At 64.4% G+C, this 11,459-nt stretch carries 10 protein-coding genes and 1 pseudogene; 10 read left to right on the top strand and 1 reads right to left on the bottom strand.

Features of this window, described 5'->3' with window-relative positions; genetic code table 11:
* Positions 1 to 304: 304 nt before the first annotated feature.
* From ABD767_RS16980 to ABD767_RS16965, 4 genes and pseudogenes are all read left to right on the top strand, one after another.
* On the top strand, positions 305 to 1,660 hold the full coding sequence (locus tag ABD767_RS16980; RefSeq protein ID WP_103046232.1) for a glutamate-5-semialdehyde dehydrogenase: 1,356 nt from the start codon (positions 305 to 307) through the stop codon (positions 1,658 to 1,660).
* A 75-nt stretch (positions 1,661 to 1,735) separates the two neighbouring features.
* Complete coding sequence (locus ABD767_RS16975) at positions 1,736 to 1,966, top strand: hypothetical protein (RefSeq protein WP_344869988.1); 231 nt, start codon at positions 1,736 to 1,738, stop codon at positions 1,964 to 1,966.
* A gap of 12 nt (positions 1,967 to 1,978) precedes the next feature.
* Positions 1,979 to 2,134: pseudogene (locus tag ABD767_RS16970) on the top strand (cell filamentation protein Fic); the annotation flags it as partial.
* An 82-nt stretch (positions 2,135 to 2,216) separates the two neighbouring features.
* Positions 2,217 to 2,342, top strand: coding sequence for a hypothetical protein (locus ABD767_RS16965; protein ID WP_344869990.1), 126 nt, complete (start codon positions 2,217 to 2,219; stop codon positions 2,340 to 2,342).
* Position 2,343: 1 nt separating this feature from the next.
* On the opposite strand, the gene ABD767_RS16960 is transcribed toward ABD767_RS16965, so the two are convergent.
* Complete coding sequence (locus tag ABD767_RS16960) at positions 2,344 to 2,595, bottom strand: hypothetical protein (protein ID WP_344869987.1); 252 nt, start codon at positions 2,593 to 2,595, stop codon at positions 2,344 to 2,346.
* 92 nt (positions 2,596 to 2,687) lie between these two features.
* Between ABD767_RS16960 and trkA the strand changes: the two genes are divergently transcribed.
* The 6 genes from trkA to gshB all read left to right on the top strand — a co-directional run bounded on the left by trkA (position 2,688) and on the right by gshB (position 11,284).
* On the top strand, positions 2,688 to 4,136 hold the full coding sequence (trkA, locus tag ABD767_RS16955; RefSeq protein ID WP_103046231.1) for a Trk system potassium transporter TrkA: 1,449 nt from the start codon (positions 2,688 to 2,690) through the stop codon (positions 4,134 to 4,136).
* 12 nt (positions 4,137 to 4,148) lie between these two features.
* A complete protein-coding gene (locus tag ABD767_RS16950; protein ID WP_103046230.1) occupies positions 4,149 to 5,615 on the top strand; it encodes a potassium transporter TrkG in 1,467 nt (488 codons plus the stop codon).
* 111 nt (positions 5,616 to 5,726) lie between these two features.
* Positions 5,727 to 7,022: a glutamate--cysteine ligase gene (gene gshA, locus ABD767_RS16945; protein ID WP_103046229.1), complete on the top strand. Its 1,296-nt coding sequence runs from the start codon at positions 5,727 to 5,729 to the stop codon at positions 7,020 to 7,022.
* A 116-nt stretch (positions 7,023 to 7,138) separates the two neighbouring features.
* On the top strand, positions 7,139 to 9,010 hold the full coding sequence (locus ABD767_RS16940) for a KUP/HAK/KT family potassium transporter (protein ID WP_103046228.1): 1,872 nt from the start codon (positions 7,139 to 7,141) through the stop codon (positions 9,008 to 9,010).
* 103 nt (positions 9,011 to 9,113) lie between these two features.
* Positions 9,114 to 10,304, top strand: a complete 1,191-nt coding sequence (locus ABD767_RS16935; protein ID WP_103046227.1) for a benzoate/H(+) symporter BenE family transporter — start codon at positions 9,114 to 9,116, stop codon at positions 10,302 to 10,304.
* Positions 10,305 to 10,330: 26 nt separating this feature from the next.
* The gene (gene gshB, locus ABD767_RS16930) at positions 10,331 to 11,284 is read left to right on the top strand and encodes a glutathione synthase (RefSeq protein WP_103046226.1); all 954 of its coding nucleotides are present in this window, start codon (positions 10,331 to 10,333) and stop codon (positions 11,282 to 11,284) included.
* Positions 11,285 to 11,459: the final 175 nt, after the last annotated feature.

Here is an 11,459-nt window from a genome sequence, read left to right as displayed (position 1 = left end):
TCAAATCCTCGGAGAAATTTGCAAGAAAACAGGTACTGGCAAAACCATACCTTGCAAATCGTGTACCCATCAATCCGAAGAATCACCAGTCAGATCAACGGCTTGTGAGTTGTTCAGGGCGGACTACTTAGTATTCCATTGGTTGTTGTGGCATCACTTTTTTTTATTGCCGTCGTAAATGTTGGAGTGTTTGCGTTTGCCCGCTGAAATTCAGGGGGAAACGTGGATGCAGGGTCACGCGAATGCAGCGAGCGCAAGGGTCAAGTCTTGCAAAGTAGCATTTTTCAGATTGAGTCCATGCCTGATGCCGCTTGAAGCTTGTGTGGGGTGTGAGAGGTGTCAGCCGCCAAGTGCAGCAACTTGTCGCAAAATCCAGCCCATGACGACGACTGATATCAACAACTACACCCACACGCAGGGCCAGCAGGCCAAGACTGCTTCTGCCTTGATGGCGCGGGCGCCGGCGGCCGTGAAGAGCAGGGCGCTGCGCGCGCTGGCGCGGCTGTTGCGCGAAAACGTGCAGGCGCTGCAGCAGGACAACGCGCGCGACCTGGAGCGCGCGGTGGCTGCGGGGCTGGATGCGCCCATGGTCGACCGGCTGCGGCTCACGCCCAAGGTGCTCGAAACCTGCGCCCAGGGCTGCGAGCAGTTGGCGGCCATGCCCGACATCATTGGCGAGGTGTCGGGCATGAAGCAGCAGCCCAGCGGCATTCGCGTGGGGCAGATGCGGGTGCCGATCGGTGTGTTCGGCATGATTTACGAGAGCCGGCCCAATGTGACGATCGAGGCGGCCAGCCTGTCGATCAAGAGCGGCAATGCCTGCATTTTGCGCGGCGGCTCGGAGGCGATTGACTCGAACAAGGCGTTGGCACGGCTGGTGGTACAGGCGCTGCAAGAGGCGGGGCTGCCCGAGCATGGCGTGCAACTCGTGCAGACGACCGACCGCGCTGCCGTGGGCCAATTGATTGCCATGCCACAGTTCGTCGACGTGATCATTCCGCGCGGTGGCAAGGGGCTGATCGAGCGCATCAGCGCAGAGGCCAAGGTGCCGGTGATCAAGCACCTGGACGGCAATTGCCACACTTATGTGGACGACCCTTGCGACCTGGACATGGCGGTGACGGTGGCCGACAACGCCAAGACGCAGAAGTACAGTCCGTGCAATGCCAGCGAGGGCTTGCTGGTGGCGCGTGGCGTGGCGGCGCAGTTTCTGCCGCGCATCGGCGCGGTGTATGCAGCCAAAGGGGTGCAGATGCGCGCCTGCCCCGAGGCGCTGGCGCTGCTGCAAAGTGTTGCGGACGTCGACGTGCAGGCGGCGACCGAGGCCGATTGGGACACTGAGTACCTGGCGCCCATCATCAGCGTCAAAGTGGTGGCCGGGCTTGATGAAGCCATTGCGCACATCAACCAGCATGGCAGCCACCACACCGATGCGATTCTGACGCGCGACCACATGCATGCGCAGCGGTTTCTGCGCGACGTCGATTCGGCCAGCGTGATGGTCAACGCCAGCACGCGCTTTGCCGACGGTTTCGAGTACGGGCTGGGCGCGGAGATCGGCATCAGCACCGACAAGTTTCACGCGCGCGGGCCAGTGGGCATCGAGGGGCTGACCTCGCTTAAATGGGTGGTGCTGGGTGAGGGCGAGGTGCGCCAGTAAGGCGGGGCGATGGGGTAGCGGCAGTGCTTGCTGACGAAGCATCAACAAGGATTAGCGGTGACTGATCGGTATACCGTGCAGGGTTCCCAAGGGGAGTATCAGCCAGGCTCCAATGGATTGGTGTTGCGCAACAAGCTGGGCATCCAATCCGTCGATGACATGAATGGGCTGGAGCTGCGGCTGCTGCACCAGCTGTATGAGGAGGTGCTGATCAAGCGTTTGCCCGATCGGCCCTTGACGGTGGAGGATTTGAAGTCCTGGCACCGTCGCTGGCTGGGCAATGTCTTCGACTGGGCCAGTCATTAGCGCAGCGTCAACATGGGCAAAGACGGTTTCATGTTTGCGGCTTCTGCACAAATTCCGCGGCTGTTGGCGCAGTTTGAGCACGCTTGCCTGGCGCGCTGGACGCCTTGTCACGACATGGACGCCGGTATGCTGGCGGAGGCCATTGCGGTGACGCATGTGGAGTTCATCCTGATCCACCCATTTCGTGAGGGCAATGGGCGCTTGTCGCGTCTGTTGGCGGATGTGATGGCTGTGCAGTCGTCGGCAGCCGTTGGACTACAGCGACTGGCATGCCGACAAAGCTGCCTATATTCAAGCAATTCATCAGGGTGTGGCAAGGGAGTACGCGCCAATGAAGCAGTTGGTGGCGCAAGCGCTGGGCGATGAGCCGGTTTGAATCAGGCCGCCAACTGGACGTGGGCAAACCGTTGGCTGTCCCGTTGACTGTCGCGGTTTTGCAGCTTCTGCTCCAGCTGTTCAACAGTCAGCCCCGTCTCGATGGCCGTAGAGCTGGCGACAGCGCGCCGCACGGCTTGCGGGCTGGGCTTGGCGGGATTTTGTGTGCGGGCGTTATGTTTAAGCATGCTCACATCATAGGGCGATCGGGCACGGTGCACCGGCTGCCTGGTGGTGAGGAAGAAAGCATCCATATCAACGGTTTTGACAACACCAAGCATCCCAGAAGGTGTTTACGATCTCAGGCGCAGGTGTACAGCATGAACAAAAGCAAGCAGACGCGCGCATGAAAATCATCATCCTCGGGGCCGGTCGTGTGGGCTTTAGCGTGGCCGACAGCCTGGTGTCGGAGAAGAACGACATCACCGTGATCGACACCGACGCCGCGCGGCTGCGCGACCTGGAGTCGCGCTACGACCTGCGCGGTGTGGTGGGCAATGGCATCGACCCGCAGGTACTGGACGAGGCCGGCGCGCGCGACACCGACCTGCTCATTGCCTGCGCCGCGCAGGACGAGACCAACCTGGTGTGCTGCAAGGTGGCGCAGGTGATGTTCAACATTCCGACGCGCATCGCGCGGGTGCGTTCGTCGGGTTTTGACATGGAGCACAACGCCACGCTGCTGGGCAAGGACGGGCTGGGGGTGGATCGCATCATCTGCCCCGAGGAGTCGCTGACGCGCTACATCTGCAAGCTGGTCGAGTACCCCGAGGCGCTGCAGGTGCGCCAGTTTGCCGGCGGGCGCGCCTGCCTGGTGTCGGTGCGGGTGCGCGCCGGCGCGCCGCTGGCGGGCATGCGCATTGCCGCGATGCGTGACAGCGCGCCCGACGTGGCGATGCGGCTGGTGGCGATTTACCGGCGCTTTCCCGATGAGCCCGACCGTTTCGTGCCCTGCGATGGCGCAACGCGCGTGGAGCCGGGCGACGAGATCTTCGTGTTGGCCGCGCGCGAGCGCATTGCGCAGATTCTGGCGGCGCTGCACCGCGCGCCGGGGCGCCCGGCGCGGCCGGTGCGGCGCATCATGGTGGCTGGCGGCGGGCGCGTGGGCTTGCGCCTGGCGCGTCAGCTGATCGAGCTGGGCTCGTTCAACATCAAGATTCTGGAGCGGGATCCCGAGCGCTGCGTCGCTTTGGCCGCGCAGCTGCCGCACGACGTGCTGGTGCTGCAGGGCGATGCGACCGACGAGGATTTGCTGGGCGACGAGGGCATCGAGGAGGTCGACCTGTTCCTGGCGCTGACCGATGACGACGAGGACAACATCATGTCCTGCCTGCTGGCCAAGCGCATGGGCGCGCGCCGCGTGCTGGCGCTGATCAACCGGCGCAGCTATGCCGACCTGATGCACGGCACGCAGATCGACATTGCGCTGTCGCCTGCGCAGGCCATGCTTGGCGAGCTGCTGGCCTATGTGCGCCGCGGTGACGTGCAGGCGGTGCACAGCCTGCGCCGCGGGGTGGCCGAGGCGCTGGAGATCGTCGCGCGCGGCGACCGCAAGACCTCGCGCGTGGTGGGGCGGCGGGTCAGCGAGATCCGCCTGCCGCCGTCGGTGCACATGGGGCTGATCGTGCGCGGCCTGCCCGAGCCGGGGCAGCAAGGCGCGGGCGAGCCTGAGGTCATCATTCCGCGCAGCCACACAGTGGTCGAGAGCGGAGATCATGTGGTGTTCTTTTTGCCGCACAAGCGCCTGGTGCGCGAGGTGGAGCGGCTGTTTCGCGTCAGCGCCACGTTTTTCTGAAGCCCCATTCCCATGTCCGACATCCTGCCCGTCCTGCGAGTGCTGGGTGCGCTGCTGGCCATTTTTGCCATCTCGCTGTGTGTGCCGCTGGCCACGTCGCTGTGGGCGCACGAGGGGCTGTGGCCGCAGTACGCGCTGTGCATTGCGCTGACCTGTCTGGCCAGTGTGCTGCTGTGGGTGGGGCTGCGCGAGCATCAGCGCGAGCTGTTGCCGCGCCATGGCGTGATGCTGGTGTCGCTCGTCTGGCTGGTGCTGCCGCTGTTTGCCGCGCTGCCGCTGCTGATGGTGATGCAGGCCATTGGCCGGCCGATGGCGTTCACGCATGCGTATTTCGAGGCGGTGTCGGGGTTGACGACGACGGGCTCCACGGTGCTGTCCAGCCTGGACACGCTGCCGCTGTCGGTCAACATGTGGCGCACCTTCATGCAGTGGATGGGCGGCATGGGCATTCTGATTCTGGCCGTGGCGGTGTTGCCGCTGCTGGGCGTGGGCGGCAGCCAGCTGTTCAAGGCCGAGGCCGCGGGCCCGGTCAAGGACACCAAACTCACGCCGCGCATGACCGAGACGGCCAAGGGCCTGTGGGGCGTCTACGTGCTGTTTTCGGTCGCCTGCGCACTGGCTTACTGGGCGGCGGGAATGGCGCCGCAGGACGCGGTCATGCACATGTTTGCCACGGTAAGCCTGGGCGGGCTGTCGCCGCACGACGCGAGCTTCGGCTACTTCCACTCGCCGCTGATGGAGGCGATCGCGCTGGTCTTCATGCTGTTTGCCAGCTGCAACTTCGCGCTGTACTTCATTGCGCTGCGCAAGGGCAACTGGCGCGGCTGGTGGTTCGACCCGGAGATGCGCGCCACCATCACCGTTCTGGTCGGCGGTGGACTGCTGGTGGCGCTGCTGCTGTGGGCCAAGGGTGTCTACGGGCCGCTGCAGGCGCTGCGCTATGGCATGTTCCACGTCGTATCGGTGGCGACGACGACCGGTTTTGCCACGGTCGACTATCTGCACTGGCCGGTGTTTGCACCGGCCTTCATGCTGCTGCTGTCGGGCGTGGCCACCAGTGCGGGCTCGACGGGCGGGGGCATCAAGATGGTGCGCATGCTCATTCTGGTCAAGCAGGCGGGGCGAGAGATGACGCGCATCGTGCACCCGCGCTCGGTGCAGCCGGTGCGCCTGGGCGGGCGGGTGATTGACCGGCGCATGATTTTTGCCGTGCTGGCCTTCATGCTGGTGTACGGTGCCACCATCATCGTGCTGAGCATGGTGATGCTGCTGACCGACCTGGATCTGGTGACCGCGTTCTCGGCCGTGGTGGCCAGCGTGCACTGCACCGGGCCGGGGCTGGGACAGCTCGGCCCCATGTCCAACTACGCGGTGCTCAGCGACTTTCAGCTGTGGATCTGCACGCTGGCCATGCTGCTGGGGCGCCTGGAGATCCTGAGCTTCATGGCCTTGCTCACACCGGCGTTCTGGCGCCGGTGAGGCTGCCTGGCCGGCCTGCCCTCGCCCGGTAGCGCAAAAACGCGCGCCGGCCTCCCTACAATGCGGCGCAGGAAAGCACGTGCCGCTATCAATCTGCAATCCAGGGGATTTATGGTTCCACACCTCATCACCGCGCTGACTGGCCCGATCAACGAGCTGGAGCAGCGCATTCTCGACTCGATGCCGGCCATCGAGCGCTGGTTCCGTCTGGAATGGATGGAGCACACGCCGCCGTTCTACACCTCGGTCGACATTCGCAACGCCGGCTTCAAGCTCGCGCCGGTGGACACCAACCTGTTTCCCGGCGGCTGGAACAACCTGACCGACGAGATGCTGCCGCTGGCGGTGCAGGCGGCGATGGCGGCCATCGAGAAGATCTGCCCCGAGGCGCGCAACCTCCTGATCATTCCCGAGAACCACTCGCGCAACACCTTCTACCTGGCCAACGTGGTGCAGTTGCAGCGCATCTTCAACATGGCGGGGCTGAACGTGCGCGTGGGCTCGATCAGCCCCGAGATCAAGAAGCCGACGACCATCGAGCTGCCGCACGGCGAGAAGGTGGTGCTGGAGCCGGTGATCCGCAGCAAGCGGCGCCTGGGTCTGAAGAACTTCGATCCCTGCACCATCTTGCTGAACAACGACCTGTCGGCCGGCGCGCCCGGCATTCTGGAAGACCTGCATGAGCAATACCTGCTGCCGCCGCTGCACGCGGGCTGGAGCGTGCGCAGGAAGAGCCGGCACTTTCAAAGCTACGAGGAGGTCTCCAAGCGCTTCGGCAAGATGCTGGGCATCGACCACTGGCTGATCAACCCGCTGTTCACGCGCGTGCAGGGCGTCGACTTTGCCGAGGGCACGGGCATGGAGGCGCTGCACAGCGCGGTCGACGCGCTGCTGTCCAAGGTGCGACGCAAGTACAAGGAATACGGCATCACCGAGAAGCCCTTCGTCGTCGTCAAGGCCGACAACGGCACCTACGGCATGGGCATCATGATGGTGCATGACTCCAAGGAGCTTGACCACCTGAGCCGCCGCGCCAAGAACAAGATGGCAGTCATCAAGGACGGCCAGCAGGTGCACGACGTGATCGTGCAGGAGGGCGTGTACACCCAGGAGCGGGTGCATGAGGCGGTGGCCGAGCCGGTGGTCTACATGATGGATCGCTATGTGGTCGGCGGCTTTTACCGCATGCACGCCGAGCGTGGCGTGGACGAGAACCTGAATGCACCCGGCGCCAGCTTTGTGCCGCTGGCCTTCCAGCACAGCACGCAACTGCCCCAGCCCGGCGCCCGCCCGGGTGCAAGCGCCCCCAACCGCTTCTATATGTATGGCGTGGTGGCGCGCCTGGCCATGGTCGCCGCCAGCTATGAGCTGGAGGCGACCGACCCCAACGCCGAGGTGTACGACTGATCGGCGCGGCCAGGCTGGCCATCCGGGCCGGCCAGTCCGCGAGCCACGACACGGTGCGCCGAGGCACAATGGCGGCCATCCATTGATGGGGGTGCGCAGCGACTGCGCTTTTTGCCGTGCAACACCGTTCTTCATCGCATGCGGCGCTTGCGCTGGGCGCCATCGGCGTGGTGTATGGCGACATTGGCACCAGCGTGCTCTACACGCTCAAGGAAGTATTCGGCTCCGGCCACGTGCCATTCACTGAGACGAATGTCTATGGCGTGCTGTCCATCGTCTTTTGGACGCTGACGCTCATCGTCTCGCTCAAGTACGTGACGCTGGTGCTGCGTGCCGACAACCAGGGCGAGGGCGGCCTGGTGGCCATGCTGACGCTGGCGCTGCACGCGGTGCGGCACAAGGCGCCGCGGCTGACGCGCTGGATGCTGCCCGTCGGCATTTTTGGTGCCTGTCTGTTCTATGGCGATGGCGTCATCACCCCTGCCATCACGGTGCTGTCGGCGGTCGAAGGGCTGGACGTGGCCTCCAGCGCGCTGCGCGGCGCCGTGATTCCGCTGACGCTGATGATTCTGCTGGCGTTGTTCCTGCTGCAAAAGCGCGGCACCGCGGGCATCGGGCGGTTTTTTGGCCCGGTCATGGGCCTTTGGTTCGTGGTGATTGCCGGGCTCGGCGTGTGGCACATCGCCGTGCATCCGGCGGTGCTGACCGCGCTCAGCCCGCACCATGCGGCAGGCTTCATTGCCCGCCAGCCGGGCATCAGCTTCGTGCTGCTGGGCGCCGTGGTGCTGTGCGTGACCGGCGCCGAGGCCTTGTACGCCGACCTGGGGCATTTCGGCGTGCGCCCGATCCGTCATGCCTGGTTTGCCATCGTGATGCCGGCGCTGACGCTGAACTACTTTGGCCAGGGCGCGCTGCTTCTGCAGAACCCGGCAGCGGTGACCAACCCCTTCTTCATGCTGGCGCCGAAGGGCTGGACGCTGGCGCTGGTCGTGCTCGCCGCGGTTGCGGCGGTGATTGCGTCGCAGGCGTTGATTTCCGGGGCGTTCAGCGTCACGCGGCAAATCATCCAGCTGGGTTTTCTGCCGCGACTCAAGATCGTCCACACCAGCGTGCGCGACCTGGGGCAAATCTACCTGCCCTTTGTCAACTGGGTGTTGTTCGCGATGATTGTGCTGGCCGTGGTGTTGTTTCGCTCCAGCAGCAACCTGGCCGCGGCCTATGGCATTGCGGTCACGCTGGACATGCTGATCACCACCGTGCTGGCTTTTTTCGTGATCCGCTATGGCTGGGGCCACCCGCTGGCGCTGTGTATTGCCGCAACCGGCGTGTTCTTGCTGGTCGACCTGGCTTTCGTGGGCTCCAATCTGCTCAAGCTGCTGCAAGGCGGCTGGTTTCCGATTGCCATTGCCGCCCTGGTCTTCATGCTGATGAGCACCTGGAAGCGCGGGCGCGAGCTGCTGCAGGCCCGGTTGCGCGAAGAGTCGATCGGCCTGGCCGATTTCCTCGCTTCCATCCTGGCACATCCGCCTGCCCGCGTGGAAGGCACGGCGGTCTTTCTGCACGCCGAGGCCGACCTGGTGCCTCACGCCTTGCTGCACAACCTCAAGCACAACAAGGTGTTGCACCGCCAGAACTTGTTTGTCACCGTGTGCTACCACGACCTGCCGTGGATCGGGCTGGAGCAGCGCGTGCAGATCGAATCCCTGGGCAGCGACTGCTGGCAGGTGCGGGTGAACTTCGGGTTCAAGAACGACCTGGATCTGCCGCGCGCGCTGCAGTGCATCCAAGGCCATGGCTGCGCACTCGACCCGATGAGTACCAGCTATTTCCTGTCGCGCGAGGCGATCATTCCGGCGCTGGGCAGCGCCATGGCGCCCTGGCGCCAAAGGCTGTTCGCGCTGATGCACCACAACGCCAGCGGCATCGCCGCCTTTCTGCATCTACCCAGCAATGCGGTGGTCGAGCTGGGCTCCAAGGTCGAGCTCTGATACGTCGTACGACAACTTTGGCTTCAGCGTCATCGCATCGCACGATGGCCCATGGCCTTCTTGCTTGGGCAGGGACATCGGCCCTCGCGCACAATGCCGCACCATGTCGTTTTTCAAAGACCTGAGCCTGTCCGCCGTCACGGCCGGCTTCGTCGCCGTCCTCGTCGGTTTCACCAGTTCGGTGGCCATCGTCTTTCAGGCGGCGCAGTCCTTCGGCGCCACGCCGCAGCAAATCACCTCGTGGATGTGGGCGCTGGGCCTGGGCATGGGGCTTTGCTCGCTGGTGCCGTCACTCATCCTTCGCCAGCCCGTCATGATTGCCTGGTCCACGCCGGGCGCTGCGGTGCTGGCCACAGCGGGGCTTGCGGGCGGCTTCTCGATGGCCGAGGCTGTTGGTGCCTTCATGGCCTGCGCCGCGCTGATCACGCTGGCCGGCGTGACCGGCTGGTTCGAGCGGATCATGAACCGCCTGCCGATGGAAATCGCCGCGGCGCTGCTGGCCGGCGTGCTGGCCCGCTTCGGCATGGATGCATTCGCTGCGCTGCAATCGGCCTTGCCGCTGGTGCTGGTAATGCTGGCGGCCTATCTGCTTACCCGCCGGTTGTTGCCGCGCTACGCCGTGGTCGTCACGTTGCTGGCCGGCGTGGCCTGGGCGGCGCTGGCCGGGCAGATGCGCTGGTCCGAGGTGCACCTGGCGTTGGCGCTGCCTGTCTTCATTGCGCCCGAGTTCAGCTTCTCGGCTTTGATGAGCCTGGCGCTGCCGCTGTTCATCGTCACCATGGCCTCACAAAACCTGCCCGGGGTGGCGGTCATGCGGGCCTCGGGCTACCAGCTACCGGTCTCGCGCCTGATTACCCTGACCGGGCTGGCCACGTTGGTGCTGGCGCCTTTTGGCGCTTTTGCCCTCAACTTCAGCGCGATCACCGCCGCCATTTGCATGGGGCCCGAGGCCCACCCCGATCCGGCCAAGCGCTATACCGCGGCGGCCTCGTGCGGGCTGTTCTATATCGCAGTGGGCATCTTCGGCGCCATCGTCACCGGTCTGCTGACCGCCTTCCCGCAGGAGCTGGTTGTCGCCATCGCCGGCCTGGCCCTGCTTGGCGCCATCGGGGGCGGTTTGGCGGGTGCGCTGGCCGGCGAGAGCCACCGCGAGGCTTCACTGATCACCTTTCTGGTCACCCTGAGCGGCGTGACGCTGGCGGGCATCGGCTCGGCCTTCTGGGGTGTCGTCGCCGGCAGTATCGCCCTGTTTGTGCAACAGTACGGACGTGGCCACCGACGGGCCGCACCATGACATCCCCCATTTCCGCACAACCGCCCATGAAGCTTTTATTCGTTGCCGACCCGCTGGAGCGGTTCACCATCTATAAAGACACGACCTTTGCCATGATGCGCGAGGCGCAGCGCCGTGGCCACACCCTTGCCGCATGCGAGCCGCGTCACCTGCACTGGCAGTCCGGCGGACGCGTCATGGCACGGGTGCGCGACATCACCTTGACGGGCGATCCACGTGGCTGGTTCACATCGACGCCCGAGCGCATGGCGGCAGTGGCGGACTTCTCCTCCGTGCTCATGCGCAAGGATCCGCCGTTTGACAGCGAATACTTCTACGCCACCCATTTGCTGGAACAGGCAGAGCGCGAGGGTGCGCGGGTCTTCAACAAGCCACGCGCGTTGCGCGACCATCCGGAGAAACTGGCCGTGATGGAATTTCCCCAGTTTCTCGGCCCCACGCTGGTGACGCGCGACCCGGCCGAAATTCGCCGGTTCCATGCCACTCACCAAGACATCATTCTGAAACCGCTCGACGGTATGGGGGGGATGGGGATTTTTAGGGTGCGTGCTGATGGCATGAATCTGGGCAGCATCATTGAGACCCTGAACCAGGGCGAAAGCCAGAGCGTCATGGTGCAAAAATTCCTGCCCGAGATTGCCGATGGCGACAAGCGCATCCTGGTGATCGGCGGCAAGCCCGTTCCCTACTGCCTGGCACGCATTCCCCAGGGCAATGAAGTGCGCGGTAACCTGGCCGCCGGCGGTTTGGGTGTGGCCCGGCCTCTCACGAAGCGCGACCAGGCCATCGGCGATGCTCTGGGCCCAGTGCTGGCCGAACGCGGCTTGCTTCTCGTGGGCGTCGACGTGATTGGCGACCGCATCACCGAGATCAACGTCACAAGCCCGACCTGCTTCCAGGAGATCGAGCAGCAGACCGGCTGCGACGTGGCCGCACTGTTCATCGATGCACTGGAGACAGCGCTCGACCGCCAGGCGTAAAAATCGCTGCATCTCCTCGAATCAGTAAAAACCCTGTGTTATGATTCGCCCTCTTCGCTGCTTGTGGCGCTTCTCTTTTGGGTAGCTGTTGCGGGTGGTTGAAGAGGAGGGCGAATAAAAAGTTCTTCGGTGGTTGCAAGAGGTGTAAAAGCTGATGTACACTACAAGGCTTCGC

It is taken from the genome of Comamonas faecalis (assembly GCF_039538025.1).
GTDB lineage: Bacteria > Pseudomonadota > Gammaproteobacteria > Burkholderiales > Burkholderiaceae_C > Comamonas_C > Comamonas_C faecalis.
This window is presented reverse-complemented; position numbering and strand designations above follow the sequence as displayed.